Raw genomic sequence first — 25,717 nt, forward strand, 5'->3', positions numbered from 1 at the left:
AACGCGGCATTCGGTCACTGCTGGCTGGCGATCCTCGAGTCGTCGAGGCTCTGTAGCATAGGCTCGAACAAAGGCCCGAGTTCATGGGCCCCCTGGGTCGAAAGGTGGTTGTTATCCATGTACAGCGACCAGCCATCACGTTCGGCGAAACAATCCAGGCCATCGCAGAGCACGCTGGAGGGGTCGAGCACGCTCACCCGCGGGTTGCCTTCGGCCAGCGCATCGAACAGCGCATTCACGTAGGCGACGCGCGCGGCGTGCTCAGCGAAGGGAAAACGTGCGCGCCCGACATCCTCCCCGCTCAGACTCAGCCGCACCAGCCGCGCCGGTGCCTTGAATGGCAGCAGCGGTACGTCCTTGACCAGCCAGACATGTACGTCGGCCGCGTTCAGCCTTTCGATCATCCCGCTCAGGCGTTGCCGCAGCAGCGCCTCGGCGATCGAGCTGTCCGGCGTGTCGTCCGGCTCGCGGAGAATGTTGCGGGTACCGTCCTGCGAGTCGCCGTATATATACATGTCCCAGCGCCCGGCGAGGATCACCCCGCCCGGCCGCTGCTGTTCGACGAACTCGAGCATCTGCTGGTTGAAACGCAGGCAATTGTCCTTTTCCAACATCCCCAGCAACGGCGGACAGCCCGCCAGCGAAGCCTGCCAGATCGGCAGTCGGCGTCTGGTAGCCAGTTCGCGCAGCAGCGGGCTCAACGCCGCGGAATGGCTGTCGCCCCAACTGACCAGCAGCGGTCGTTCGGCAGCCAGTTCCGCCGGGAAGCGGCAGATGCTTTCCTGACTGAGCGCCTTCTTGTCGAACATGCAGTCGGTCTGCCCATCGCGCCATTTGGACGCCTTGGCATAACGCAAGGCTTCCTCGGAAAGACGCGACGGCACGCCGTCGTAATGCCGCACCAACTGGCCGACGACTCCCAGCAGCAGCAAGCTGCACAGCGCCGCGCCAAGCATCTGCCGGCGCCCGGCGAACAGCTTGCGCTCGCGGAACGGTGCCTCGACGCAGTACAGCGACAGTGCCGCCAGGCCGATGCTCGCCGCCAGCAACCCCAGGCGTGCCGGCAGGCCCAGGGTTTCCAGTGCGTGGTACTGGACGAAGACGTACAGCGGCCAGTGCCAGAGGTACAGCGAATAGGAGATCAGACCGAACCAGACCAGCGGTTGCCAGCCCAGCAGGCGGCGAGCCCAGGTGTCGCCGGCGCCGTTGGCCCAGATCAGCAGGGCGGTGCCAAGCACCGCCGGCAGCGCCGCGAGGCCGGGGAAAGGAGTGTCGCTGTCGTAGAAGAACACCGGCAGGAGAATCGCCGCTATGCCGAGGGTGGCCGCCAGTTGCAGGGACCATTGCGAATGACCGCGGCTAGCGCCCGGCAGCAACGCCAGCGCGGCACCCGCCAGGAGTTCCCAGGCGCGCATCGGCAGGAGGAAGAATGCACTGCCAGGTCGCTGGCTCACCGCCCAGACGCTGGCCGCCAGCGATAGCGCCAGGACCGCGAGGAGGATGGCGAGCCGCCAGCGCAGCAGGCGCCCGGAGATCGCGGCCAGCAGTAGCGGGAAGAGAATGTAGAACTGCTCTTCCACCGACAACGACCAGGTATGCAATAGCGGCTTGAATTCGGACGCGGCGTCGAAATAGCCATCCTGCTTCCAGAACAGGATGTTCGAGGCGAACATCGTCTGGTAACGCACCGCACGACCCAGTTGCTCGTAGTCCCGCGGCTCCATCAGGAACCAGCCGGCCGCCAGGCTGACGGCCATCATAACGAACAAAGCGGGGAGGATGCGTCGCGCCCGGCGAGCCCAGAAATCGACGAAGCTGAAACGCCCGGCCTGCCGATCGCGCCGGATGATCGAAGTGATCAGGTAGCCGGAAATCACCAGAAAGACATCGACGCCGACATACCCGCCGGTGAAACCGCCCAAGCCCAAGTGATAGAACACCACCGGCAAGATGGCCAGTGCGCGCAATCCATCGATATCTCTTCGATAAGGCAGGCTCGACATCTATTTTTCTCCAGGCATGAAAAAAGGCGCTCCGGTCAAACCGGAGCGCCTTCTTCAATTCCCTGGAAGACTACTTCCGTTTCATCGAATCGAAGAACTCATCGTTGGTCTTGGTCTGCTTGAGCTTGTCGATGAGGAATTCGATCGCGGAGATCTCGTCCATCGGGTGCAGGATCTTGCGCAGGATCCACATGCGCTGGAGCTCGTCCTCGCTGGTCAGCAGCTCTTCGCGGCGGGTACCCGAACGGTTGATGTTGATGGCCGGGAACACGCGCTTCTCGGCGATCTTGCGATCCAATGGGAGTTCCATGTTGCCGGTACCCTTGAATTCCTCGTAGATCACCTCGTCCATCTTCGAGCCGGTTTCCACCAACGCCGTGGCGAGAATCGTAAGAGAACCGCCCTCTTCGATGTTCCGCGCGGCGCCGAAGAAGCGCTTCGGCTTCTCCAGGGCATGGGCGTCGACACCGCCGGTGAGCACCTTGCCGGAGCTGGGGATCACGGTGTTGTAGGCCCGCGCCAGACGGGTGATGGAGTCGAGCAGGATGACCACGTCCTTCTTGTGCTCGACCAGGCGCTTGGCCTTCTCGATCACCATCTCGGCGACCTGTACGTGACGGGTCGGCGGTTCGTCAAAGGTCGAGGCGACCACTTCGCCGCGCACGGTGCGCTGCATTTCGGTCACTTCCTCAGGGCGCTCGTCGATCAGCAGGACGATCAGGTGGCATTCGGGGTTGTTGCGGGTGATGTTGCTGGCGATGTTCTGCAGCATGATGGTCTTGCCCGCCTTCGGCGGCGCCACGATCAGGCCGCGCTGGCCCTTGCCGATCGGCGCGCAGAGATCGATGACGCGGCCGGTCAGGTCTTCGGTGGAGCCGTTGCCGGCTTCCATCTTCATCCGCTCGTTGGGGAACAGCGGCGTCAGGTTCTCGAAGAGAATCTTGTTCTTCGCATTCTCCGGACGATCGAAGTTGATCGAGTCGACCTTGAGCAGGGCGAAGTAACGCTCGCCCTCTTTCGGCGGCCGGATCTTGCCGATGATGGTGTCGCCCGTGCGCAGGTTGAAGCGCCGGATCTGGCTCGGCGAGACATAGATGTCGTCGGGGCCGGCCAGGTAGGAAGAGTCGGCGGAGCGCAGGAAGCCGAAGCCGTCCTGAAGAATCTCCAGCACGCCATCGCCGGAGATCTCTTCACCACTTTTCGCGTGCTTCTTCAGCAGGGCGAAGATGATGTCCTGCTTGCGCGAACGGGCCATGTTTTCCAGGCCCATGGCATCGGACATTTCCAGCAGTTCGGCAATCGGCTTTTGCTTGAGTTCGGTCAGATTCATAGGAAAGAGATAGGTACGCAGAAAGAGGAATTGGAGAAAGCGTCGAGCTTGGGAAAGCCGTGTCGCAAGGGGGCGACAGGAGCGCTAGAAAGTTCGAGTAGGAAGTGCGTCCGGGACGGCATGCAGAAGGCGACGGAAAAAACGTCGCGAACCCGAATTTAACACCGTGGCCGGGTGGCGTCTATAGAAACGCAAAAAAAAGCCCCGCGAATCGCGGGGCTTTCCAGCGAGGCCTGGGCCCGGCTCAGATATTGGCGTCGAGGAAGGCCGCCAGCTGCGACTTGGACAGTGCGCCGACCTTGGTCGCCTCGACATTGCCGTCCTTGAACAGCATCAGGGTAGGGATGCCACGCACGCCGTATTTCGGCGGGGTATCCTGGTTCTCGTCGATGTTCAGCTTGCAGACCTTCAGCTTGCCCTGATAGTCCCTGGCGACTTCGTCCAGCACCGGCGCGATCATCTTGCACGGACCGCACCACTCGGCCCAGTAGTCCACCAGCACAGGGCCGTCGGCCTTCAGCACGTCCTGCTCGAAGCTGGCATCAGTAACGTTGACGATATGTTCGCTCATGAAATCTCTCCGTAGTCGGACGCGAATTGAAACGCGAAAGTGCCGACCATCATATCCCGCCTTGACCCTCGCCGGAAGGCGCAGCCGATTGAGAGTCTCTATCGTTGGTCGGCTGATTCCCGATTGATCGGCTGCCGCATTGGCGACCCTCGCCCTATCGTGGCAGGATGGCGCAGTTTTCCAATGGACTTGCAAAGCATGCCGCAAAAACCTGCCGAGGCATTCCCGCTGATTGCCGCCCTGGACCTGGGTTCCAACAGTTTCCACCTCTGTCTGGCCAAGGCCAATATCCACGGCGAAGTCCGCATCCTCGAACGGCTGGGCGAGAAGGTCCAACTGGCCGCCGGCCTCGACGAGGAGCGCAATCTTAGCGAAGAGGCCACCCAGCGCGGCCTCGACTGCCTGCGCCGCTTCGCCCAGTTCATCAGCGGCATGCCCCAGGGTTCCGTACGCGTGGTCGCGACCAACGCCTTGCGCGAGGCGCGCAACCGCAGCGATTTCATCCGTCGTGCGGAAGAGGTTCTCGGCCACCCCGTGGAAGTCATCTCCGGCCGCGAGGAAGCCCGCCTGATCTACCTCGGCGTCGCCAACAGCATGCCCGACAGCGGCGGTCGCCGGCTGGTCAGCGACATCGGCGGCGGCAGCACCGAGTTCATCATCGGCCAGGGTTTCGAGTCCGAGCTGCGGGAAAGCCTGCAGATGGGTTGCGTCAGCTACACCCAACGCTACTTCCGCGACGGCAAGATCACCCCGGCCCGCTACGCCCAGGCGTACACTGCTGCACGCCTGGAACTGATGGGCATCGAGAACAGCCTGCGGCGCCTCGGCTGGCAACAGGCGGTCGGCGCCTCCGGCACCATCCGCGCAGTGGCGCTGGCGATCAAGGCCGGCGGCCACGGCAACGGCGAGATCAGCCCGGACGGACTGGCCTGGCTGAAGCGCAAGGTGCTCAAGCTCGGCGACGTGGAGAAGCTCGATCTGGAAGGGATCAAGCCGGACCGCCGGACCATCTTCCCGGCCGGACTGGCCATTCTCGAAGCGATCTTCGACGCGCTGGAACTGGAACAGATGGTTCACTCCGAGGGCGCCCTGCGCGAAGGCGTTCTCTACGACCTGGTCGGCCGTCACCAGCACGAGGACGTGCGCGAACGCACCATCAGCTCACTGATGCAGCGCTACCACGTCGATCCGGAGCAGGCTTCGCGGGTGGAGGCCAAGGCCCTCAAGGTGCTTGCCGAAGTCGGCGACGCCTGGGAGCTGAACGACGAACTGCACCGCGACCTGCTGAGCTGGGGCGCACGGGTCCACGAGATCGGCCTGGACATCGCCCATTACCACTACCACAAGCACGGCGCCTACCTGATCGAGCACTCCGACCTGGCTGGCTTCTCGCGCCAGGACCAGCAGATGCTGTCGCTACTGGTACGCGGCCACCGCCGCAACATTCCGGCGGACAAGCTGGCGGAGTTCGCCGAGGAAGGCGACAAGCTGGTACGCCTGTGCATCGTGCTGCGCTTCGCGATCCTCTTCCACCACATTCGCGGCACCCAGGAAATGCCCTCGGTGCGTCTGAAGGCAGAGCCCAAGAGCCTTTCGGTGACCTTCCCCGAGGGCTGGCTGGAAGCCAACCCGCTGACCCAGGCCGACTTCGCCCAGGAAGCCGAATGGCTCAAGCGGGTCGGCTACAGCCTCAACGTGCGGTAAGCACCGGCGCGGCCAGCTTCTCCAGCAGGGTCGCCTGGGTATTGCGGGGGTTCTGGTTACCGGTGGGACTGAGCCGCTGGTAGCTACCGTCGGCCTGCAACACCCAGGCCTGGGTGTTGTCGGTCAGGTACGTTTCCAGTTCCTTCTTGACCCGCTGCACCAGCTTCTTGCCTTCCACCGGGAAGCAGGTCTCGACGCGCATGTCGAGGTTGCGCTCCATCCAGTCGGCGCTGGAGAGATAGAGCTTCTCGTCGCCGCCGTTGAGGAAGTAGTAGATGCGGCTGTGCTCGAGGAAGCGCCCGATGATCGAGCGCACGTGGATATTGTGCGAGACCCCCGGGATGCCCGGCCGCAGGCAGCACATGCCACGCACCACCAGGTCGATCCTGACCCCGGCCTGGCTGGCCTTGTACAGGGCGCGGATGACCTTCGGATCGGTCAGCGAGTTGACCTTGGCCATGATGTGCGCAGGCTGGCCGAGCGCCGCCTGGGCCGCCTCGCGGTTGATCATTTCCAGCAGGTTCTTCTTCAGGGTGAACGGCGCATGTAACAGCTTCTTCATGCGCAGCGTCTTGCCCATCCCGATCAGTTGGTTGAACAGCTTGTGCAGGTCCTCGCAGAGCGCCACGTCGGCGGTCAGCAGGCTGTAGTCGGTGTACAGGCGAGCGTTGCCGGCATGGTAGTTGCCGGTGCCCAGGTGCGCGTAGCGGCGCAGTTCGCCGTCCTCGCGACGGAGGATCAGCATCATCTTGGCGTGGGTCTTGAAGCCGACCACGCCGTAGATCACCACCGCACCGGCCTGTTGCAGGCGGCTGGCCAGTTGCAGGTTGGACTCTTCGTCGAAGCGGGCGCGCAGCTCGATCACCGCGGTGACCTCCTTGCCGTTGCGTGCCGCCTCGACCAGGGCGTCGACGATCTCAGAGTTGGCGCCGCTGCGGTACAGGGTTTGCTTGATCGCCAGCACGTTCGGATCCTTGGCGGCCTGGCGCAGCAGGTCGATCACCGGGGTGAAGGACTCGAACGGGTGCATCAGCAACACGTCGAGCTTGCTGAGGACGTTGAAGAGGTTTTCCTTCTTCTGCAAAAGACGCGGGATCGCCGGGGTGAAGGGCGGGTACTGCAGCTCCGGATGGCTTTCCAGGCCGGTGACGCTGAACAGGCGGGTCAGGTTGACCGGGCCGCTGACCTTGTACAACTCGCTTTCGGACAGGCCGAACTGCTTGAGCAGGTAGTTGGTCAGGTTCTGCGGGCAGGTATCCACCACCTCCAGGCGTACCGCATCCCCGTAGCGACGCGAGAACAGCTCGCCGCGCAGCGCGCGGGCCAGGTCCTCGACATCCTCGGTGTCCACCGACAGGTCGGCGTTGCGGGTCAGGCGGAACTGGTAGCAGCCCTTCACCTTCATGCCGGGGAACAGGTCGTCGGCGTGGGCGTGGATCATCGACGACAGGAACACGTAGTTGTCGCCCTCGCCGCCAACGTCTTCCGGCAGCCTGATGATCCGTGGCAGCAGGCGCGGCGCCGGGATGATCGCCAGGCCGGAGTCGCGGCCGAAGGCATCCATCCCCTCCAGCTCGACGATGAAGTTGAGGCTCTTGTTCACCAGCAGCGGGAACGGGTGGGTCGGGTCGAGGCCGATCGGGGTGATGATCGGCGCGATCTCGTCGCGGAAGAAGCGCCGCACCCAGGTCTTGATCTTCAGCGTCCAGTGACGCCGGCGGATGAAGCGGATCTGGTGCTTGGCCAGCTCCGGCAACAGGGTCTCGTTGAGGATCCGGTACTGCCGCGACACCTGCTCGTGGACCAGCTCGCTGATCCGCGCCAGTGCCTGGTGCGGCAGCAGGCCGTCGGCGCCGGCCTGCTCGCGGGCGAAGGTGATCTGCTTCTTCAGGCCGGCGATGCGGATCTCGAAGAATTCGTCGAGGTTGCTCGAGAAGATGAGGAGGAACTTCAGCCGCTCCAGGAGCGGGTAGGACTCGTCCAGCGCCTGCTCCAGCACGCGGATGTTGAACTGCAACTGGGAGAGCTCGCGATGAATGTACAGGCTGCTGTCATCCACGCTGGGAACCACCGCAGGTGGCGTTTCCACCGGGATCGTTTCGGCCATCTTCACTTCTGCTTCGCTTTCCACGTTCGCCACTACGGTTTCGTCGGCGGCGATACGTTCGATCTCATCAAGTCCTTGCTGCGTATTCATTCATCTTCCCGAGGGGGTCAACGCCCCCGTCTTAATTGTTCTGCGGCCTGCTTGGCGAAGTAGGTCAGAATGCCATCAGCGCCGGCACGTTTGAAGGCGGTAAGGGACTCGAGGATCACCGATTCGGCCAGCCAGCCGTTCTGGATGGCGCCCATGTGCATCGCATACTCGCCGCTGACCTGGTAGACAAAGGTCGGGGCGCGGAATTCATCCTTCACCCGACGCACGATGTCGAGGTAGGGCATGCCCGGCTTGACCATCACCATGTCGGCGCCTTCGGCCAGGTCGGCGGCCACTTCGTGAAGTGCCTCGTCGCTGTTCGCCGGATCCATCTGGTAGGTGGCCTTGTTGCCCTTGCCGAGGTTCGAAGCCGAGCCGACCGCATCGCGGAACGGACCGTAGTAGGCGCTGGCGTACTTGGCCGAGTAGGCCATGATCCGCACATTGGTGTGGCCGGCAGACTCCAGGGCCTCGCGGATCGCACCGATGCGACCGTCCATCATGTCCGAGGGCGCTACCACCTGGGCGCCGGCCTCGGCGTGGGACAGCGCCTGCCGTACCAGCACGTCGATGCTGACGTCGTTGAGGACGTAGCCATCGTCATCCAGGATGCCGTCCTGGCCATGGGTGGTGAACGGGTCGAGCGCCACGTCGGTGATGATGCCCAGCTCCGGAAAGCGCTCGCGCAGGGCGCGGGTGGCGCGCTGGGCGATGCCTTCCGGGTTGTATGCCTCGGCGGCGTCCAGGGACTTCTTCTCCACCGGGGTCACCGGGAACAGCGCCAGCGCCGGAATGCCCAGGGCCACCCACTCTTCCGCCTCGATCAGCAACTGGTCGATGGACAGGCGCTCGACGCCGGGCATCGACGGAATGCTTTCACGCTGGTTGACCCCATCGAGGACGAACACCGGCAGGATCAGGTCGTCGACGGTGAGGACATTCTCGCGGACCAGGCGGCGGGAGAAGTCATCGCGGCGATTGCGCCGCAGGCGGGTGTAGGGATAGGCGCGGTTGGCGGGAGTGAAGCTCACGGTTTTACTCCAGGGCCCAGATAACGGGCACAGTGTGACAGTTATAGTCCCTGATTATGACGGATTGGCAACAAGCGACGACAGTGACTCAAGGTCGCGGCATCCTGCCGCACCGCCAATCATCGCAAAAAGCCAGCGGCAAAGGCCATTCATTGCACAATCAATGACCTGAGCCGTGACGATCGCGCTTTCCCCACGCCCTCAACCGAGTTAGGCTGCGCGTTCATTTCGCTTCGCTGCCCCGATGATGCTCCAACAATTCCTGCAGGACTTCGGCTATTTCGCCCTTTTTCTCGGTACTTTCTTCGAGGGCGAAACCATTCTCGTGCTGGCCGGGTTCCTTGCCTTCCGCGGCTACATGCAGCTGGATACCGTGATTCTCACCGCCTTCCTCGGCAGCTACGCCGGTGACCAACTCTGGTACTTCCTCGGACGCCGCCACGGCCGCCGGTTGCTGGCGCGCAAGCCGCGCTGGCAGAAGCTCGGCGACAAGGCGCTGGACCATGTGCGCCGCCATCCCGACCTGTGGGTGCTGAGTTTCCGCTTCGTCTACGGCCTGCGTACGGTGATGCCGGTGGCCATCGGCCTGTCCGGCTATCCACCGGCCCGCTATCTTCTTCTCAATGGCATCGGCGCCATCGTCTGGGCCGCTGCGCTGGGCTCCGCCGCCTACTATTTCGGCAGCGTACTGGAAGGCATGCTCGGCAACATCAAGAAATACGAACTCATGGTCCTCGGCGGCCTGATCGTGCTGGGCCTGCTGCTCTGGCTATGGCGGCGTTTCAAGACACCGCGCGGCAACGGCGCGGGCGGCAACGCCGACAAATCCGAGTGAACCCGCGCCGGCGCGACTGAACAGCCGGCCCCTTCGCACACTCCAACTCCTTGTACCCTCCGCTCCGGCTGGCCGCCGGGGCCGGCGGCTCGCTATGCTTGCGCGATACCGACCCCGGCCAGGCCCGTCCGGTCCGGTCCGGATCCTGCGTTCCCAAGGAGTAAGCCTCATGCACAAGAAAGTTGCCGTCATCCTCTCCGGTTGTGGCGTCTACGATGGCGCGGAAATCCACGAAAGCGTGATCACCCTGCTCCGCCTCAGCCAGCGTGGCGCCGAGGCACAATGCTTCGCGCCGAACATCGCCCAGCACCATGTGGTCAACCACCTGACCGGCGAGGAAATGCCGGAAAGCCGCAATGTCCTGGTCGAGTCCGCGCGTATCGCCCGCGGCGAAGTCAAGGACCTGCGCGAAGCCCGCGCCGAGGACTACGACGCGCTGATCGTGCCCGGTGGCTTCGGCGCTGCGAAGAACCTCAGCGACTTTGCCATCAACGGCGCGCAATGCCAGGTGCAGCCGGACGTGCTGGCGCTGGCCAAGGCTTTCGCCGAAGCCGGCAAGCCAGTCGGGCTGATCTGCATCGCTCCGGCGATGGCGGCGAAGATCTACGGCGCCGGCGTCCAATGCACCATCGGCAACGACGCCGACACCGCCGACGCGCTGAAGCAGATGGGTGCCGAGCACATCGACGCGCCGGTGGACGAGATCGTCGAAGACAGCGCGCGCAAGCTGGTGACCACCCCGGCCTACATGCTCGCCCAGTCGATAGCCGAAGCCGCTTCCGGGATCAACAAGCTGGTCGACCGGGTGCTCGAACTGGTGGACCAGGACAAGGCCTGATCGGCCAAGCACGAGGGCGGTCGCGCCGCCGCCCTTTTCAAATCCGTGCCGCTACGCCAGCGTGCGTCTCGAAACCATCGAATCGAGACGCCGCGATGAGCGAAACGCCCTCCTCCGCCCTGCCTGACGACGTCCACCAACTGGTGGCGGATTTCTTCCAGCGCATCCCCTTCAACCGCATGCTCGGCATCCGCGTGGTGAGCCTCGGCCGCGAGCGGGTAGTCCTCGACCTGCCGATGAAGGACGAACTGATCGGCAACTTCGTTCAGGGCATTCTCCACGGCGGGGTGATCTCCAGCCTGCTCGACGTCACCGGCGGAGCGATGGCCCTGATCGGCGCCCTCGAACGGCATCGCGAACTGCCAGGCCACGAGCGCATGGCGCGGCTGTCGAAGCTCGGCACCATCGACTTGCGCGTCGACTACCTGCGCCCGGGACGCGGCCGGACGTTCACCGCCCATGCGGTGCCGCTTCGCTCGGGCAACAAGGTCGCAGTGGTGCGCTCGGAACTGCATAGCGACGACGGCACGCTGGTCGCCGTCGGTACCGGCACCTATCTGTGCGGCTGACTCGCGCGTAGATCGGCTTCCCGCTGCAGGCGGGTAAGCAAGCGGTCCAGGGCGTTGGCGAACGCCTGGCGGTCACGATCACCGTAGGGCGCCTGGCCGCCGCCCATCTGCCCCTGGTCACGCAGGTCGGCCATCAGGTTGCGCATGGCCAGCTTATCGCCCATGTTCCGCACGTCGAACTCGCGGCCGCGAGGATCGAGGGCGGCAACCTGTTTCTTGATCAGCCGATCGGCCAGCGGTACGTCGCTGCAGATCGCCAGGTCGCCCGGCTCGGCCTGCTCCACCAGGTAATCGTCAGCCGCATCCATCCCGCTTTCCACCACCACCAGACGCACGCAGGCGAACGGCGGCTTGACCTGCGGCTGGCCGGCGACCATCCAGACTTCCAGCTTGCGCTTGAGGGCGAACTTGCAGACCAGTTCCTTGGCCGCCTTGGGGCAGGCGTCGGCATCGATCCAGATACGCATGAACGGACTTCCGTAGAAATGACGACGGCCAGTATCGCACTGGCCGTCGTGGTTGCGCGAACCCGCTCAGTCGGCGCCGTTGGCCGCCGCACGCCGGCGCTCGACGATCCGGCTACGTCCGTAGAGCAGCGCGATGGCCACCATTGCCATGGCCTGGGCCGACAGCGAATAGGCGTCAGCCTTGATCCCCAGCCAGTCGAAGTCGAAGAACGGCACCGGACGGGTGCCGATCACCCCGGCTTCCTGCAAGGCGATGACGCCATGTCCGGCGAACACCACCGAGAGCGCACAGAGCAACGCCGCGTTGATGCTGAAGAACAACCCCAGCGGCAGTTTCGCCGAACCACGCAGGATCACCCAGGCCAGGCCGATCAGCAGGACCACGGCGGTCGCCGCGCCGCCGATCACGGCATTGTGCCCGGCCGGTCCGGCCTGCAACCAGAGGGTTTCGTAGAACAGGATGACCTCGAACAACTCGCGGTAGACCGAGAAGAACGCCAGCACTGCGAAGCCGAAGCGTCCGCCACCGCCCACCAGGCTGCTGCGGATGTAGTCCTGCCAGGCTGCCGCGTGGCGGCGGTCGTGCATCCAGACGCCGAGCCAGAGCACCATCACGCAGGCGAACAGAGAGGTGAAGCCCTCCATCAGCTCGCGCTGGGCACCGCCGATATCGATCACATAGGCGGCCAACGCCCAGGTGGCGAAGCCGGCGACGAAGGCCAGCCCCCAGCCGACGTGCACGCCACGCACGGCACTTTCCTGCCCGGTATTGCGCAGGAAGGCGAGGATGGCGGCAAGCACCAGGATTGCCTCTACCCCTTCGCGCAACAGGATCAACAAGGCGGAAACGAAACTGATGGAGAAACTCAGCGAGTCGCCGCCAAGCTGCTTGGCGGCCTCTGCCAGCTTGCCCTTGGCCAGCTCCAGCTGTTGCGCCACCTGGATTTCCGGGAGGCCATCGCGCAACGCCTGGCGGTAGGCCATCAGCTGCTTCTCGGTGGAGCGGCGCAAATCGGCGTCGACGTTGTCCAGCGAGCTTTCCACCAGCTCGAAGCCTTCCAGGTAGGCCGCCACCGACAGGTCGTAGGCCTGGTCGCGGTCGCCTTCGCGATAGACCGCGAAGCTCTTGTCCAGGGTGGCGGCGGTATAGTCGATCAACTGCCCAGGACCGCGCTGCTCCAGCGGCGGATGCGCACGCAGGGCGCGGAAGCTCTCCGCAGCGGCCTCGCCGTCGTACTCGGCGACTTCGGCCGGAGTCTGCGTGGCCAGGGTCGCCAGCGGGTAGGCATGGGCCTTGTCCGGCTGCGCACTGCGGGCGCTCAGGCCGGCCACATAGCTGGCCAGGTCCCAGCGCTGGCGTTCGTCGAGCTGGTCGGCGAACGCCGGCATGTCGGTGCCCGCCACGCCTAGGCCGATGACGTTACGCAGGTCGTAGAGGCTCAGGTGGTCGAGGCGCTGGCGATCGGTGAGGTTCGCTGGCGGCGGTTCCAGGCCGATGCCGGCGGGGCCGTCGCCCTTGCCCGCATCGCCATGGCAGATTGCGCACTGCTGGGCATAGATCGGCGCCGCGCGGCTCGGGTCGGGGGTGATCGCGGGGGTCTGCACCACCTGGTAGATATCCGCCACCCGTGCCTCGAGGTTGCGCGCCTGGAGGGCCACGTCCCTTCCCGGCAAGCGCTGCTCGATGGCCTGGCGCAGGCTGGCGACGCCCCTCTCCAGCTCGGCGCGCTCGGGGCGCATCGGCAGGGTCAGGACCAATGCCTGCAGGTTGCCGACGAACTCCACCTGTTCCTGGTATTCGCTGGGGTCGACGATCTTGCCGTCAGCCACGGTCGGCGGATAGTCGGCCGCCAGGTAACTCAACAGATGCAAGGCTTGGGAGGGGTCGACGGCCGTGTCGGCAAGAGCTCCAAGGCTGAACGCGCAGACCAGCGGCAGCAGCCACAGCAGGATTTTCGGAGGGTGCATGGCGAAGACGAAGTGAGAATGGAAGAGATTAAATTGTCCCTTCGCCTTCCCGCCCATGCAAGAAATACTCTGTAACAATCACGCCCATCAGCGTGTCGGGCGGCTCAGAGCGGCGCTCGGCGTACCGTCGCCAGCAGCCCCGCGGCACCGACGAACAGGCTGGCGAAGGTACGGTTCACCAGCTTCTGCTGGCGCGGCGAACGCAGTACGCGTAGCACGCGCGCAGCCAGCCCGGTGTAGCCGGCCATGACGATCAGGTCGACGACGATCATGGTGCCGCCCATGATCAGGTATTGCGCCAGCAGCGGCTGGTGCGGGTCGATGAACTGCGGCAGCACCGCGAGCATGAAGATCACCGCCTTGGGATTGCTGGCGTTGACCAGGAAACCACGCAGCACCAGGGTCAACGGTCGCCCCAGAGGCCGTTCGCCATCGGTGCTCAAGGCCTGTGGCGGCGCCTGCCACTGGCGCACCGCCAGGTACACCAGGTAGGCCACGCCGAACCACTTGATCAGGCTGAAAGCCAGTGCCGAGGTCGCCAGCAACGCACCGACGCCGGCGGCGACAATGGCGATCTGCAGGGCCAGGCCGATCTGCAGGCCCAGCGCGTTCCAGTAGCCTCGCGCAAAGCCGTACTGCAACCCGCAGGACATCGAGGCGATGGCTCCGGCGCCCGGCGACAGGCTGATGGCCCAGCAGGCGAGGAAGAAGGCGAACCAGGTACTGACGAGCATTGCACACCTCGGAAAGCGAACGCGGCTGGCGGCGGGAACGAAAAAGCCAGTGTGCACCAAGGCGGAGCAGCCGCACAGGTTTTCCGACCACGCGCCTCGCCCAACCTTTGCGGGCGCAACCTGGCGGACAGAAAAAACCCGGCAGATGCCGGGCTTTCCCGAGGATACGCGCTCAGCCATGTTGGGCAGACCACCGCGATGCGGCTATTCGCCCTGGCCCCGAACGCTCTCAGTCCGGCGAACCCTTGCGCAGCTTCACCGGCTCTTCGCCGCGCTTGCGCGCCAGGGCTCCGCGCAAGCGGATGTTCAGCGCCTCCACCGCCAGGGAGAAGGCCATGGCGAAGTAGACGTAGCCTTTCGGCACGTGCACTTCGAAGGACTCGGCCACCAGCACGGTGCCGACCACGATGAGGAACGACAGGGCGAGCATCTTCAGCGAGGGGTGTTTCTCGATGAAGTCGCTGATGGTGCCTGCCGCCAGCATCATCACGCCGACCGAGATGACGATCGCCGCGACCATCACCGGCACGTTCTGCACCAGACCGACGGCGGTGATCACCGAGTCCAGGGAGAAGATGATGTCGATGATCGCGATCTGGACGATGATGCCCATGAAGCCGTGGACCTTGCCGCCGCTCTTCTGCTCTTCTTCCGCGCCTTCCAGGCTGTGGTAGATCTCCATGGTGCTCTTGAACAGCAGGAACAGGCCGCCGAAGAAGAGGATCAGGTCACGCCCGGAGATGCCCTGGCCGAACAGGTGGAACAGGTCGGTGGTCAGGCGCATGACCCAGGTGATCGAGAGCAACAGCAGGATCCGCGTGCCCATGGCCAGGGCCAGGCCGAAGAAGCGCGCCTTCGGTTGCTGGGCCGGCGGCAGGCGCCCGACCAGGATCGAGATGAAGATGATGTTGTCGATGCCGAGGACGATTTCCAGGGCGGTCAGGGTCAGGAACGCGACCCAGATTTCAGGACTGGCGAGCCATTCCATAGATGGTTATGTCCCGTTTTTTGTTGGAGTTGAAAAACCTGGCCCACGCCAGCGACGCACGGCTTTCTGGAAGAACAGGCTGTTGGGAACCTGCAGCAGCGGGCCCGGCGAGCCATCCTCGAGGGTTTCTTCCAGTGTCGTATACAAGAGATTGATGGCAACCACGCGTCCGGTGACGCCCGGTTTGTCGGCGCTATCGATCAGCTCCACGCGGTCGCCGATGCGGAACGGCCCGACGGTGAAGATCAGCAACGCACAGAACAGGTTGGAGAGCACGCTCCAGATGGCGAAGAAGGCTACCGCCGCCACCGCGGCGAAACCGGTCAGCGCGGTCCACAGCACTTCGGCCGACACGCCCAGGCGCTCCAGCACCATGATCAGTGCGCTGACCATGATCAGCCAGCGCAGGCCCCCACGCAGCGGCAGGAGCAGCTCCGGCGGCACCGGATAACGCTCGCCGATACGGGTCACCGTGCGTCGGACCAGGCGCTGGAGCAGCCAGGCGACCAGCAGGATGAGCAGGATCTGCAGCGCCACCACCAGCGGCCCGCTCCAGGTCTGCGTCAACACCTGCAAGTCTTCCATCACTCACTGGCCTCTAGTTCTTTCTGCAGGGCTTCGAGGGTTTCCAGGGCCTCCAGCCAACGTTCCTCCAGCTCGCCTTCGCGAACCTTCAGGCTCGATTGTTCGGACAGCAACTCGCGCAATTCGTCCTTTCGCGATACGTCGTACAGGGCGCTGTCGCCCAGCCGCGCCTCGATAGCGGCTAGCTTTTCGTGCAGGCCGCCGAGTTCGCGCTCCAGCTTGTCGGCCTCGCGCTTGTGCGGCGCCAGCTGCTGGCGCAGCGCGGCCGCTGCCTGGCGCTGGGCGCGCTTGTCGGTGCGTTCGGTCGGCGCACCCGGCGCGGTCTCGGCCTGCGGCGCCTTGCGCGCGCGATAGTCGACCAGCCAACGGGCGTAATCGTCGAGATCGCCATCGAACGGCACCACGCGCCCATCGGCGACCAGGAGGAATTCATCGGTGGTGCTTTTGAGCAGGTGCCGGTCGTGGGAAACTACCAGGACCGCCCCGGAAAACTCCTGTAGAGCCATGGTCAAGGCCAGGCGCATTTCCAGGTCGAGGTGGTTGGTCGGCTCGTCGAGCAGCAGCAGGTTGGGCTTCTGCCAGGCGATCAGCGCCAGGGCCAGGCGCGCTTTCTCGCCACCGGAGAAGTTCAATACCGGCTCGTCCACCCGAACGCCGCGGAAGTCGAAGCCGCCGAGGAAGTCCTTGAGGGTCTGTTCGCGCTCGCCGGGGGCGATACGCTGCAGATGTAGCAACGGGCTGGCCTGTGGATCCAGCGAATCGAGCTGGTGCTGGGCGAAGTACCCGATGGCCAGGTTCTCGCCGCGCAGCAGGCGGCCGCCCAGCTCGGGCAGGTCCCCGGCCAGGGTCTTGATCAGCGTCGACTTGCCGGCGCCGTTGGGACCGAGCAGGCCGATCCGCGCACCGGGCACCAGTTGCAGCTTGACCTTCTCCAGCACCGCCTTGTCGCCATAGCCGAGACGGCCTTCGCCGAGATCCAGCAACGGCCGGGAGATCTTGTCCGACTCGCGGAAACTGAAATTGAACGGCGAATCGACATGTGCCGGCGCCAGTTCCTCTAGACGCTCCAGCGCCTTGATCCGGCTCTGCGCCTGGCGCGCCTTGGTGGCCTTGGCCTTGAAGCGGGCGATGAAGCTTTCCATGTGCGCACGCTGCGCCTGCTGTTTCTCGTAGGCCTGCTGTTGCTGAGCCAGCCGCTCGGCGCGGGTCCGCTCGAAAGCGGAATAGCCGCCGCGGTAGAGGGTCAGCTTGCGGCTTTCCAGATGCACCACGTGGTCCACCACCGCATCGAGGAAGTCGCGGTCGTGGGAGATCAGCACCAGAGTGCCGGGATAACCCTTGAGCCACTCTTCCAGCCAGAGGATGGCGTCCAGGTCGAGGTGGTTGGTCGGTTCGTCGAGCAACAGCAGGTCGGACGGGCACATCAGCGCCTGCGCCAGGTTCAGGCGCATCCTCCAACCACCGGAGAAATCACCGACCCGGCGCTCCATCTGCTCGCTGCTGAAGCCGAGCCCGGCCAGCAGCTTGCGCGCCCGTGCATCGGCGGTATAACCGTCGGCGTTGTCCAGCTCGGTATGCAGGCGCGCCAGGGCAGAACCGTCGTGCGCCGCTTCGGCGACGGCCAGCGCCGCCTGGATCTCGCGCAGGCGACTGTCGCCGTCGAGCACGTAATCCACCGCCAGGCGATCCAGGGTATCGACCTCCTGGCGCATGTGCGCGATGCGCCAGTCGGCGGGCAACAGGCAGTCGCCGGCATCCTGCCCGAGCTGGCCGCGCAACAGCGCGAACAAGCTGGACTTGCCAGCGCCATTGGCCCCGATGAGACCGGCTTTCTGGCCGGCGTGCAGGGTCAGTTCAGCAGCTTCCAGGAGGCGCTGCGGCCCGCGCTGTAGCGTAAGATTGAGGAGTCGGATCATGGCGGCGGAGTTTATCAGTTTCGCCCTTGCGGAGCGTGAGGCTGTATGACTGGAAATGTCTGGAAATTCGCGGTGGACGTCTATGCCCGGCCGGGCGTGGAAACGGCTTGCCTCGCGCTTCAGGAGCAAGGTGCGGACGTCTGCCTGTTGCTGGTCGCCGCCTGGCTTGGCAGGCGCGGTGTGAGCTGCTCGAAAGAACGCGCCCAGATCCTGGAGAACGCCGCGCGTCCCTGGCGCGAAACGGTCATCGAACCCCTGCGCAAATTGCGTTGCGCCTGGCGCGAAGCGGCAACCCACGACGCCTGCCTGGCCGAACTCCGCGAGGAAATGAAGGCCCAGGAACTACGAGCGGAACGGGAACACCTGCAACGCCTGGCCGACCTGGCCACAGCCTGGCTGGAGGGCCAGGAAGCGAATCGCAGTGCGGATGCCTGGCTGCAAGCCTGCAGCCGGGACATCTGCACGGAAGCAGAGCGCCGGGCTTTGCTGGTGCTTGGCTCGGCGGCTTTGCAGACAGCGCCTTAGGAGGCGCTGGTCGGGGCGGCGCCGTTACTGCCCGCGGCAGGCGTTGGCGAAGCAGCGCTGGAGGCGGCTGCCGGGGCGCTGGGAGTCGCCGCAGGCTTCGCAGCAGGAGCGGTGGCGGGCTTGGCTGCGGCAGGTTTCGCGGCTACGGGTTTCGCCGCAGGCTTGGCCGCCGGTTTCGCCGCAGGCTTCGCAGCCGGCTTGGCTGCAGGCTTCGCGGCCGCGGGTTTCGCCACAGGCTTGGCCGCCGGTTTCGCCGCCGGTTTCGCCGCAGGCTTCGCAGCTGGCTTGGCTGCGGGCTTCGCGGCTGCGGTTTTCGCCGCGGGCTTGGCCGTCGGTTTCGCGACAGGCTTCGCCGCCGGCTTGGCGGCGGGCTTCGCGGCTGCGGTTTTCGCCGCAGGCTTGGCCGCCGGTTTCGCCACAGGCTTCGCCGCCGGCTTGACTGCGGGCTTCGCGGCTGCGGTTTTCGCCGCGGGCTTGGCCGCCGGTTTCGCAGCAGGCTTCGCCGTCGGCTTGGCTGCGGGCTTCGCTGCCGCGGTTTTCGCCGCAGGCTTGGCCGCCGGTTTCGCAGCAGGCTTCGCAGCCGGCTTGGCCGCAGGCTTCGCCGCTACGGTTTTCACCGCAGGCTTGGCTGCCGCCTTCGCAGCAGGTTTGGTCGCGGGTTTCGCCTTGCGGCTCTCCAGAGCCTTACCAGCGGCTTCCTTCACCTTGCCGACACCCTGCGCCAGCTTGAGGCTTTCCTGTACGTCACGCTTGAGGCCGACGATGTAGGTACGGGTGTCCGCCTGCCGGGCCTTCAGGGTATCCAACGCCTCTTCCAGGTCGCTGATGGTCTCGCGCGCCTTGGCCTGTGCCTTGGTCTTGCCGGCCTTGGCAGCATCCTGCAGCTTGGTGCGAGCCTTGTGCAGCTTTTCCTGGGCTTTGCCACGTTGCTTTTCAAGTTTGGCCAGGAGCTTTTCCGAGTCGACCAGCGCTTGTTTGCACGCACCTTCCAGGTGCTCGACAAGGCTGTGGGAAAGTTGCTGCAACAGGTGCAAGGGGGTGGTGACGGGCTTCTTGTTGGCCGACATGACGTGCCTCCAGGCGGACGTGGTTGCGCCCATACTAGACCCGCACACCCCCTCTCGCCAACGGGTTCGATGTGCTACAAGCGACGTGCGCCAGGATTGCCCGCCGATTCGTTTGGAGAAACCGCATGCCGCGCCGCCTTTTCATCGGTCTTTTTCTACTGCCGCTGCCGCTTTTCGCCGCGCCTCCCAAGGACGAACTGGCCTATGCCGTAGGCGCCCGCCTGGGCATGCGCCTACAGCAGGAAATGCCCGGCCTAGAGCTATCCGAGCTACTTCTCGGACTGCGCCAGGCCTATCGCGGCGAGGCACTTGAAATCCCCCCCGAACGCATCGAACAACTTCTGCTGCAACACGAGAACGCCACGACGGAAACACCGCGGACCACACCCGCCGAGGCCCGCTTCCTGGCCAACGAAAAAGCCCGCTTCGGCGTCCGCGAATTGACCGGCGGCGTCCTCGTCAGCGAATTACGTCGTGGCCAAGGTAACGGCATCGGCGCGGCAACCCAGGTACACGTCCGTTACCGCGGCCTGCTTGCCGACGGTCAAGTGTTCGACCAGAGCGAAAGCGCCGAGTGGTTCGCCCTGGACAGTGTGATAGAGGGATGGCGCACAGCGTTGCGAGCGATGCCTGTCGGCGCGCGCTGGCGAGTGGTGATTCCTTCGGCGCAAGCCTATGGCCACGAAGGCGCTGGCGACCTGATCCCGCCCGACGCTCCGCTGGTCTTCGAGATCGACCTGCTGGGCTTCCGCTGAAATGCAAAAACGGCGCTCTCCCGCATGGAGACGCGCCGTTTCGTAACGACTCGCCGGTGAATCAGACCGGTACTGCCGAACCCTCTGCGCCGCTCTGGCTGTGGGCGTTGTGCAGGACTTCGATGAGGCAGTCCTCCAGCTCGAAGCGTTCGTGCAATTGTTGCCGCAGGACCTTCAGCTCCGCGATGAGGCAGGCTCCTTCACGGCAATCGCCGTTGTCGCAGCGGTCGTTGAAGTTCAGCGCGGATTCGGTGATGGCTTCCAGCCGGGGGAAGATCTGCTTGGCCAGCTCCAGGCCGCGCTGATCGCCGAAGGCCTTGCCTTCCGCCGTCAGTTGCTCGTAGACCTCGAAGTGTCCGGCAGATACGTAGTCCAGCAGCAATTGGCAGAAATGCTGGAGTTCTTCGGCGTTGGGCGCCGGTGCCTGAATACCGCTCAGGGCATCGAAGGCCTGCACCAGTTGCTGGCGCTCATGCAGCCAGCGATCGATCAGTTGGTGCACACCCCCCCACCGCTCTTGGGCATTACGGCAGCTTTCGAGCATGTTGTCCTCGCTTCCCTCTTCGGACGTCCCGGAGAATCATCGTCCGCTCCGAGACGCATTGCTGACGCACTCTCTGCGCTCTGTGGAAGAACGCCTGTGCAAGGGGCGGACTCCGGCGCTATGGAAAGCCAGATTATGCCCCCGGGATGACCCCATCAAGACGCCCGTACAGAAAAATTCATACGGATGTTTGATCGGTATCCCGCATCCGCTCTGGTTTTCGCCAAATCGATACGGCCGACGCTCGAGAGCTGACGAAAGGCCACGGGACAGCCCGCGTCAGGCACGTCGGAGGAACTGCACGATGGAGAAACCGAGATAGGCAACGAACGCCAGCAGGCTCCATTCCGGAATGCTCAGGGTGAACAGCGTCCAGCTCACCTGGGCACAATCCGCGGTGCCATGCAGGACCAGGCGGATCACTTCCTGGAAGGGAAGCGCCTGCATCATGTAGTCGAGGCTGGGCAGGCAGGCCGGCAGTTGGTCCAGCGGAACGGTCTGCAACCATACCTGGCGGGCGGCCGTGGCCCCGCCGCCGAGAGCGAGCAGGAACACCAGCACGGAGTAGATACGCCGCCCACGCAGGCCGGGCCCCTGGATCGCGCCAGCGAGGCAGGTCAGGCCGATCAGGATGAAGAAGATCCGCTGCACGACGCACAGCGGGCAGGCCTCCAGGCCAACCACATGTTCCAGGTACAGCGCCCCGCCCATGATGGCGACGCAGGCCAGGAACGCGAGAAGGAAAAGCTGACGGGGGCTGGCCAGGGGCATGGCGGATCCACAGGTACACAGGGGAAAGGCCGCCTACGGTAGTGGAAAGCCTCCGGCCGTTTCAAGCCGCAAGGCAGCTCTGCGGCAAGACATCCCGAATCATGCCAGGCGCCCGCGACAAGCCGCCACAGTCCTGCCGATGGAGCCGAACGGGGAACGCCGGGTGGCGTTCCCCATGCTCAAATGCCCGCCACCACCACGGGCAGCCCCGGAGTACGCCGATCGAGCAGGACCAGGCCCTCCTGGAACAACTGGTTGCTGCGCTCGACCTCGCCGAGCTGCGCCAGCAGGCGTCCCAGCTCGGCGCAGGTCTCGGCACTGCGCTGGAAGCTCAGGCTGGCCTCCAGGTATTCCCGGGCCTTGCCCCAGAGCTTGTTGATCAGGCACAGGCGCCCCAGGGTCAGCAGCAGGCCGGGATCGTTCGGATGTTCCTTGAGCCAACCTTCCGCGGCCTGCAATTGCTTGCCCGGATCGCGCCCGCGCACCTGCCCGTAGAGTTGCACCAGGGTCGCGTCGAAGCCTTGCTTGAGCGCATGGCGGAGGACTTCTTCGGCCTCTTCCTCGGCGCCCAGGCGAAGCAGTTGGGCGGCATAGCCCGCGACGATCGCCGGGTCTGCACGCAGCGCCGAAGGCACGTTCTGCCAGCGCTGGGTCAGCGGCTGCAACGCCGTCTCGCCCTCGTTCAGTCCACGCTCGCCGGCTTCCTGCAAGGAAGCCACCCAGGCACGGCGTTCGAGGTCGCGCAGTTCGGAATCCTTCAGCACACGTTCCTTGCGCAGCTCCGGCAGCAGGACGCAAAGGGCCTGCCAGTCGTGCTGGGTGACGTACAGCTGCTGCATCAGCCGCAATACCGTGCGGTGCTGCGGCTGGAGCCCGTGCAGCTCTTCAAGGGTATTGCGTGCCTGCGGGTAGTCGCCGCGATTGATCAGCAGTTGCGCACGGGTCAGGCCGACCAGCAATTGGGCGTCCGGCTCGCGCTCGCGAGCCCGGTTCAGCAGGTCGTCGGCCTCGTCGTAGCGTTCGAGTTCGCTGGCGGCCCGCGCCGCGCCGAGGTAATGCATCAGCGGCCGCTCGCCCATCTCCGCAGCCCGCCGCAAATGACGCAGCGCCTGCGGCCAGTTGCCTTCGCCGAGATCGCGCAGGCCGCTGTGCTCGGCCATCTGCACGCGACGCCGGCGGTTGTAGCGCGACCAGGGGTTGACCACCCGCCCCGAGCTGCCGAGCAGGCGCAGGACCAGGCGCACCAGCACCACCAGCAGCCAGACCACCGCCAGCAGGGCGAGGAACGACCACAGGCTGGATTCGTAACGGAAGCTCTTGTAGGCGATCAGCACATAGCCGGCCTGCTCGGAAATCGCCAGCCCAACCAGCGTGGCGACCAGCACCACCGCCAGGACCAGGAGGTAGATGCGTCTCATGGACGGCCCTCCGTGGCCGGAGCCGCCTGCGCCTCGGGCACCAGGTTGCCGGCGGCCTCGCGGCGCGACACGTAGGATTGCAAGGCGCTCAGGGCCGGTGCGAGGTCAGGGACCTGCACGGTGACCGGCTGCTTCGCCAACTCATCGATACGCAACTTCAACGCGCGGCTGTCGGCCAGCTCTACGTTGAAATAGCCGTCCAGCACGTCCTGGGCCTGCTTCAGCGCCTGCTCGTAGACTTCCTGCTTGCCATTCAGCGCCGCCCACTGGGCTTGCTCCAGGGCCAGGCCGATGGTCAGGCGCACCTGCGCCAATTGCTCGCCGGCCAGCAGCGGACGAATGTCCTGGCCGGCATTGAAGTCGATGCGGATGTAGCGCGAGATCTTCTCCCACCACAGCTCCCAGGTGCTGTTGCCGTCGCCCCAGGCGACATTGCTGGCACCGCTTTCGCCTTCCTTGAAGGTCGGCGTGAGCGGTTGCAACTGGTTGACCTGCTCGCGCAACGCCGCCAGTTGCACGAACAGCCCGGTACGGTCCGGCTCCGGCAACGCACGCAGGGCCTCGAGGCTGGCCGCCAGCTTGGCGCGGGCGGCATAGGCGCCGGGATCGTTCTGCGCGCGCAGGATGTCATCGGCGCCCTGCACCAGCTCGGTGGCGCTACCCACGTCCTGCAAGGCGGACAGGCGCAGGCTGGCCAGGCGCAGCAGGTGTTCGGCCTCGGCCAGTCGCCATTGCTGGCGGCTCTGGCCGAGGACCTTCTTCAGTTGCTCGCTGAGATGCTGCTGGTCGCCCTGCAGCTCCACCACAAGGCGTCGCCGGGCCTCCAGTTCGTCCGCGGTAGGCAAAGCGTCCAGGCGGGCAGCCAGTTGCTGGTTACGCTGGGCCAGGGATTCGGTCTTGCCACGGGCATCTTCCAGCTGCGCCAGCTGGTCACGCTCGGTGCCCTGCAACTGCTGGACCTGCCAGAAGCTCCAGCCACCCGCGCCGAGTCCCGCCACGCCAACCAGCAGGGCGAGCAACGCCAGGCCGGTGGCGGTACCGGAACGCCTGGATGCATCGGGTGCATCGGGAGAAGGGGTGGAAGTGGAAGTTCTTGCGTCGTCTTGGGGAGTGACTGCTTCGCTCACAGGTCCATCCTTTGGTCAAGAAAGTTCTAGGCGGCGCTCGTCAGGGCCGCCAGCAAGGCCGGCGCGCTCGCGCCCCGGCAATCAATCACCCGTTGCGCACCCAGTTCGCGCGCCATCTTGGCGACCCGCGGGCTGGGTACGAACAGCGGCAACCGGCCTATCTCGGGCCAATCGGCTGCCGCCAACTGATACAGATTTTGCAAACCCTGTCCACTGCTGACCACCAGGCCGTTCAGGCGTTCCGCCCGCACCCTTGCCAGCAGCTCTCCGGCCGGATAGTCCGGAGCCCGGCGCCGGTAGAGTGGCAGGTAGTCCACCTGCACGCCTTGGCCGCGCAGGCGCTCGGCGAGGAATTCTCGGCCACCTTCGCCGCGCATGATCAGCACTTTCGGATCGTGCACGCGCAGGGAATCCTGGAACGCCGGCAGCGCCAGCAACGCTTCGCTGTCGTCGCCCTGTTCAGGGTAGGTTACGTCGAGGCCGTAGGCCTCGAGGATCGCCGCGGTCGCCGCGCCGACGCTGCACCAGGTCTGCTGCGGCGGCTGCGGCCAGTAGCGGTCGAGCCGCTCCAGCCCCAGGCGCGCCGCCGGCTTGCTGACCACCACCACCGCGCAGTAGCGGTCCAGGTCGAGCATCAGCGTACGCTGCTCCGGGGTTTCTTCCAGCGGATCGATCGCCAACAGCGGCAGGCTGCTGCTATGGACGCCCGCCTCGCCGAGGCTGGCGGCCAGGGCCGCGCACTCCTCGTCGGGGCGCGTCAGCAGGAGCCGCCAGCCGCTCACGGATGTCCGCCCTCGCCGTAGACGGCTTCGAGAATCGCTTCGGCGCCCTGCTCCAGCAGGTCCTCGGCCACCCGCACGCCCAGCGCCTCGGCTTCCGCCAGTGGCGCCCGCCCCTCGGCGCGCAGCAACTGGGTGCCATCAGGCTGGCCGACCAGGCCGCGCAGCCACAGCTGGCCGCCCTCGCGGATGGCGTAGCAGGCGATCGGCACCTGGCAACCGCCGTTGAGCCGCTTGTTCAGCGCGCGCTCGGCAGTGACCCGCAGAGCCGTGTCGGTATGGTGCAAGGGTTCCAGCAAGGCATGCAGGTCGCTGTCGGCCGTACGGCATTCGATGCCGACGGCGCCTTGTCCGCCGGCGGGCAGGCTGTCGTCGACACTGATCGAGGAGCGGATGCGCGACTCGAAGCCGAGGCGGATCAGGCCGGCGGCGGCGAGGATGATCGCGTCGTATTCGCCGGCATCCAGCTTGGCCAGGCGGGTATTGACGTTGCCCCGCAGGAAACGGATCTGCAGGTCCGGCCGGCGCGCCAGCAGCTGCGCCTGGCGGCGCAGGCTGGAGGTGCCGACCACGCTCCCGGCTGGCAGTTGCTCGAGGCTGGCGTAGGTGTTCGAGACGAAAGCGTCACGCGGGTCTTCGCGCTCGCAGATGGTGTAGAGGCCGAGCCCCTCGGGAAAGTCCATCGGCACGTCCTTCATCGAATGCACCGCGATGTCGGCGGCGCCTTCGAGCAGGGCGGTTTCCAGTTCCTTGACGAACAGGCCCTTGCCGCCGATCTTCGCCAGCGGTGCGTCGAGCAGCTTGTCGCCGCGACTGGTCATCGGCAGCAGGGTGACGGTCAAGCCGGGATGCGCCTGTTCCAGGCGCGCCTTGACGTATTCGGCCTGCCACAAGGCGAGGGCGCTCTGGCGAGTGGCGATGCGGATTTCGCGGGACGACATGGGATATTCCGTGCACAGGGATGCGCCCATGATAACAGTTCGAACCCGAGTGCG

General features: G+C 65.3%; 24 protein-coding genes. 6 read left to right on the forward strand and 18 right to left on the reverse strand.

Annotated elements, in window-relative coordinates; all coding sequences use genetic code 11:
* Nucleotides 1-14: 14 nt before the first annotated feature.
* The 3 genes from ACTJJX_RS24535 to trxA all read right to left on the reverse strand — a co-directional run bounded on the left by ACTJJX_RS24535 (nucleotide 15) and on the right by trxA (nucleotide 3,904).
* Nucleotides 15-2,003, reverse strand: a complete 1,989-nt coding sequence (locus ACTJJX_RS24535) for an acyltransferase family protein (protein WP_023082478.1) — start codon at nucleotides 2,001-2,003, stop codon at nucleotides 15-17.
* 70 nt (nucleotides 2,004-2,073) lie between these two features.
* Nucleotides 2,074-3,333: a transcription termination factor Rho gene (gene rho, locus ACTJJX_RS24540; RefSeq protein ID WP_003096334.1), complete on the reverse strand. Its 1,260-nt coding sequence runs from the start codon at nucleotides 3,331-3,333 to the stop codon at nucleotides 2,074-2,076.
* Nucleotides 3,334-3,577: 244 nt separating this feature from the next.
* Entirely contained in the window at nucleotides 3,578-3,904 is a 327-nt protein-coding gene (trxA, locus tag ACTJJX_RS24545; protein ID WP_003096336.1) for a thioredoxin TrxA, read from the reverse strand.
* Between the two features lie 198 nt (nucleotides 3,905-4,102).
* On the opposite strand from trxA, the gene ppx reads away from it, so the two are divergent.
* The gene (gene ppx, locus ACTJJX_RS24550) at nucleotides 4,103-5,608 is read left to right on the forward strand and encodes an exopolyphosphatase (RefSeq protein ID WP_023082479.1); all 1,506 of its coding nucleotides are present in this window, start codon (nucleotides 4,103-4,105) and stop codon (nucleotides 5,606-5,608) included.
* On the opposite strand, the gene ppk1 is transcribed toward ppx, so the two are convergent.
* Together ppk1 and hemB are read right to left on the reverse strand one after the other, a co-directional pair.
* Complete coding sequence (gene ppk1, locus ACTJJX_RS24555; RefSeq protein ID WP_003099209.1) at nucleotides 5,595-7,805, reverse strand: polyphosphate kinase 1; 2,211 nt, start codon at nucleotides 7,803-7,805, stop codon at nucleotides 5,595-5,597. The genes ppx and ppk1 overlap by 14 nt on opposite strands.
* Nucleotides 7,806-7,822: 17 nt before the next feature.
* On the reverse strand, nucleotides 7,823-8,836 hold the full coding sequence (hemB, locus tag ACTJJX_RS24560; RefSeq protein WP_003096352.1) for a porphobilinogen synthase: 1,014 nt from the start codon (nucleotides 8,834-8,836) through the stop codon (nucleotides 7,823-7,825).
* A 244-nt stretch (nucleotides 8,837-9,080) separates the two neighbouring features.
* Between hemB and ACTJJX_RS24565 the strand changes: the two genes are divergently transcribed.
* The 3 genes from ACTJJX_RS24565 to ACTJJX_RS24575 all read left to right on the forward strand — a co-directional run bounded on the left by ACTJJX_RS24565 (nucleotide 9,081) and on the right by ACTJJX_RS24575 (nucleotide 11,078).
* Nucleotides 9,081-9,671: a DedA family protein gene (locus ACTJJX_RS24565; protein WP_003096354.1), complete on the forward strand. Its 591-nt coding sequence runs from the start codon at nucleotides 9,081-9,083 to the stop codon at nucleotides 9,669-9,671.
* A gap of 169 nt (nucleotides 9,672-9,840) precedes the next feature.
* The gene (gene elbB / locus ACTJJX_RS24570) at nucleotides 9,841-10,509 is read left to right on the forward strand and encodes an isoprenoid biosynthesis glyoxalase ElbB (RefSeq protein ID WP_003099212.1); all 669 of its coding nucleotides are present in this window, start codon (nucleotides 9,841-9,843) and stop codon (nucleotides 10,507-10,509) included.
* Between the two features lie 95 nt (nucleotides 10,510-10,604).
* The gene (locus ACTJJX_RS24575) at nucleotides 10,605-11,078 is read left to right on the forward strand and encodes a thioesterase family protein (RefSeq protein WP_003118044.1); all 474 of its coding nucleotides are present in this window, start codon (nucleotides 10,605-10,607) and stop codon (nucleotides 11,076-11,078) included.
* On the opposite strand, the gene ACTJJX_RS24580 is transcribed toward ACTJJX_RS24575, so the two are convergent.
* From ACTJJX_RS24580 to ACTJJX_RS24605, 6 genes are all read right to left on the reverse strand, one after another.
* The gene (locus ACTJJX_RS24580) at nucleotides 11,063-11,545 is read right to left on the reverse strand and encodes a YaiI/YqxD family protein (protein WP_016852250.1); all 483 of its coding nucleotides are present in this window, start codon (nucleotides 11,543-11,545) and stop codon (nucleotides 11,063-11,065) included. The genes ACTJJX_RS24575 and ACTJJX_RS24580 overlap by 16 nt on opposite strands.
* A 66-nt stretch (nucleotides 11,546-11,611) precedes the next feature.
* Nucleotides 11,612-13,513, reverse strand: a complete 1,902-nt coding sequence (locus tag ACTJJX_RS24585) for a cytochrome c/FTR1 family iron permease (RefSeq protein WP_031640400.1) — start codon at nucleotides 13,511-13,513, stop codon at nucleotides 11,612-11,614.
* 104 nt (nucleotides 13,514-13,617) lie between these two features.
* The gene (locus ACTJJX_RS24590) at nucleotides 13,618-14,247 is read right to left on the reverse strand and encodes a LysE family transporter (protein ID WP_003096365.1); all 630 of its coding nucleotides are present in this window, start codon (nucleotides 14,245-14,247) and stop codon (nucleotides 13,618-13,620) included.
* Nucleotides 14,248-14,476: 229 nt separating this feature from the next.
* Nucleotides 14,477-15,235 carry a TerC family protein gene (locus ACTJJX_RS24595; RefSeq protein WP_003099222.1) on the reverse strand — a complete coding sequence of 253 codons (759 nt, stop codon included), beginning with the start codon at nucleotides 15,233-15,235 and terminating at the stop codon, nucleotides 14,477-14,479.
* Between the two features lie 6 nt (nucleotides 15,236-15,241).
* Entirely contained in the window at nucleotides 15,242-15,820 is a 579-nt protein-coding gene (locus tag ACTJJX_RS24600) for a mechanosensitive ion channel family protein (protein WP_003457815.1), read from the reverse strand.
* Nucleotides 15,820-17,736, reverse strand: coding sequence for an ATP-binding cassette domain-containing protein (locus ACTJJX_RS24605; protein ID WP_003457818.1), 1,917 nt, complete (start codon nucleotides 17,734-17,736; stop codon nucleotides 15,820-15,822). The genes ACTJJX_RS24600 and ACTJJX_RS24605 overlap by 1 nt, the downstream gene beginning before the upstream one ends.
* A 45-nt stretch (nucleotides 17,737-17,781) precedes the next feature.
* Between ACTJJX_RS24605 and ACTJJX_RS24610 the strand changes: the two genes are divergently transcribed.
* Entirely contained in the window at nucleotides 17,782-18,261 is a 480-nt protein-coding gene (locus tag ACTJJX_RS24610; protein ID WP_023082480.1) for a TIGR02444 family protein, read from the forward strand.
* Here the strand turns inward: ACTJJX_RS24610 and algP are convergent.
* Nucleotides 18,258-19,328 carry an alginate regulator AlgP gene (algP, locus tag ACTJJX_RS24615; protein ID WP_016852253.1) on the reverse strand — a complete coding sequence of 357 codons (1,071 nt, stop codon included), beginning with the start codon at nucleotides 19,326-19,328 and terminating at the stop codon, nucleotides 18,258-18,260. The genes ACTJJX_RS24610 and algP overlap by 4 nt on opposite strands.
* Before the next feature lie 125 nt (nucleotides 19,329-19,453).
* On the opposite strand from algP, the gene ACTJJX_RS24620 reads away from it, so the two are divergent.
* Complete coding sequence (locus tag ACTJJX_RS24620) at nucleotides 19,454-20,083, forward strand: FKBP-type peptidyl-prolyl cis-trans isomerase (RefSeq protein ID WP_003099229.1); 630 nt, start codon at nucleotides 19,454-19,456, stop codon at nucleotides 20,081-20,083.
* Nucleotides 20,084-20,144: 61 nt separating this feature from the next.
* Here ACTJJX_RS24620 and rsd read toward each other — a convergent pair whose 3' ends face one another.
* The 6 genes from rsd to hemC form a co-directional block, all read right to left on the reverse strand.
* Entirely contained in the window at nucleotides 20,145-20,627 is a 483-nt protein-coding gene (gene rsd, locus ACTJJX_RS24625; protein ID WP_003120370.1) for a sigma D regulator, read from the reverse strand.
* A 279-nt stretch (nucleotides 20,628-20,906) separates the two neighbouring features.
* Nucleotides 20,907-21,398: a disulfide bond formation protein B gene (locus ACTJJX_RS24630; RefSeq protein ID WP_003099230.1), complete on the reverse strand. Its 492-nt coding sequence runs from the start codon at nucleotides 21,396-21,398 to the stop codon at nucleotides 20,907-20,909.
* A 179-nt stretch (nucleotides 21,399-21,577) separates the two neighbouring features.
* The gene (locus tag ACTJJX_RS24635; protein WP_320535487.1) at nucleotides 21,578-22,816 is read right to left on the reverse strand and encodes a heme biosynthesis protein HemY; all 1,239 of its coding nucleotides are present in this window, start codon (nucleotides 22,814-22,816) and stop codon (nucleotides 21,578-21,580) included.
* Nucleotides 22,813-23,943, reverse strand: coding sequence for a uroporphyrinogen-III C-methyltransferase (locus ACTJJX_RS24640; protein ID WP_016852254.1), 1,131 nt, complete (start codon nucleotides 23,941-23,943; stop codon nucleotides 22,813-22,815). Before ACTJJX_RS24640 ends, ACTJJX_RS24635 begins: the two co-directional genes overlap by 4 nt.
* Nucleotides 23,944-23,969: 26 nt before the next feature.
* On the reverse strand, nucleotides 23,970-24,725 hold the full coding sequence (locus tag ACTJJX_RS24645; protein WP_003099235.1) for a uroporphyrinogen-III synthase: 756 nt from the start codon (nucleotides 24,723-24,725) through the stop codon (nucleotides 23,970-23,972).
* Nucleotides 24,722-25,663, reverse strand: a complete 942-nt coding sequence (gene hemC, locus ACTJJX_RS24650) for a hydroxymethylbilane synthase (RefSeq protein WP_016852255.1) — start codon at nucleotides 25,661-25,663, stop codon at nucleotides 24,722-24,724. The genes ACTJJX_RS24645 and hemC overlap by 4 nt, the downstream gene beginning before the upstream one ends.
* Between the last annotated feature and the right edge of the window lie 54 nt (nucleotides 25,664-25,717).

Source organism: Pseudomonas sp. 22490, from assembly GCF_052044465.1.
GTDB classification, from domain to species: Bacteria; Pseudomonadota; Gammaproteobacteria; order Pseudomonadales; family Pseudomonadaceae; genus Pseudomonas; species Pseudomonas aeruginosa.

Coding starts and splice junctions, on each gene's coding strand:
- ACTJJX_RS24635 (WP_320535487.1), bottom strand. CDS start 22,816: ATGAGACGCATCTACCTCCTGGTCCTGGCGGTGGTGCTGGTCGCCACG.
- rho (WP_003096334.1), bottom strand. CDS start 3,333: ATGAATCTGACCGAACTCAAGCAAAAGCCGATTGCCGAACTGCTGGAA.
- hemC (WP_016852255.1), bottom strand. CDS start 25,663: ATGTCGTCCCGCGAAATCCGCATCGCCACTCGCCAGAGCGCCCTCGCC.
- trxA (WP_003096336.1), bottom strand. CDS start 3,904: ATGAGCGAACATATCGTCAACGTTACTGATGCCAGCTTCGAGCAGGAC.
- ACTJJX_RS24610 (WP_023082480.1), top strand. CDS start 17,782: ATGACTGGAAATGTCTGGAAATTCGCGGTGGACGTCTATGCCCGGCCG.
- ACTJJX_RS24565 (WP_003096354.1), top strand. CDS start 9,081: ATGATGCTCCAACAATTCCTGCAGGACTTCGGCTATTTCGCCCTTTTT.
- ACTJJX_RS24600 (WP_003457815.1), bottom strand. CDS start 15,820: ATGGAAGACTTGCAGGTGTTGACGCAGACCTGGAGCGGGCCGCTGGTG.
- ACTJJX_RS24585 (WP_031640400.1), bottom strand. CDS start 13,513: ATGCACCCTCCGAAAATCCTGCTGTGGCTGCTGCCGCTGGTCTGCGCG.
- ACTJJX_RS24535 (WP_023082478.1), bottom strand. CDS start 2,003: ATGTCGAGCCTGCCTTATCGAAGAGATATCGATGGATTGCGCGCACTG.
- algP (WP_016852253.1), bottom strand. CDS start 19,328: ATGTCGGCCAACAAGAAGCCCGTCACCACCCCCTTGCACCTGTTGCAG.
- rsd (WP_003120370.1), bottom strand. CDS start 20,627: ATGCTCGAAAGCTGCCGTAATGCCCAAGAGCGGTGGGGGGGTGTGCAC.
- ACTJJX_RS24575 (WP_003118044.1), top strand. CDS start 10,605: ATGAGCGAAACGCCCTCCTCCGCCCTGCCTGACGACGTCCACCAACTG.
- ACTJJX_RS24620 (WP_003099229.1), top strand. CDS start 19,454: ATGCCGCGCCGCCTTTTCATCGGTCTTTTTCTACTGCCGCTGCCGCTT.
- ACTJJX_RS24590 (WP_003096365.1), bottom strand. CDS start 14,247: ATGCTCGTCAGTACCTGGTTCGCCTTCTTCCTCGCCTGCTGGGCCATC.
- ACTJJX_RS24605 (WP_003457818.1), bottom strand. CDS start 17,736: ATGATCCGACTCCTCAATCTTACGCTACAGCGCGGGCCGCAGCGCCTC.
- elbB (WP_003099212.1), top strand. CDS start 9,841: ATGCACAAGAAAGTTGCCGTCATCCTCTCCGGTTGTGGCGTCTACGAT.
- ACTJJX_RS24595 (WP_003099222.1), bottom strand. CDS start 15,235: ATGGAATGGCTCGCCAGTCCTGAAATCTGGGTCGCGTTCCTGACCCTG.
- ppx (WP_023082479.1), top strand. CDS start 4,103: ATGCCGCAAAAACCTGCCGAGGCATTCCCGCTGATTGCCGCCCTGGAC.
- ACTJJX_RS24580 (WP_016852250.1), bottom strand. CDS start 11,545: ATGCGTATCTGGATCGATGCCGACGCCTGCCCCAAGGCGGCCAAGGAA.
- ppk1 (WP_003099209.1), bottom strand. CDS start 7,805: ATGAATACGCAGCAAGGACTTGATGAGATCGAACGTATCGCCGCCGAC.
- ACTJJX_RS24630 (WP_003099230.1), bottom strand. CDS start 21,398: ATGCCCCTGGCCAGCCCCCGTCAGCTTTTCCTTCTCGCGTTCCTGGCC.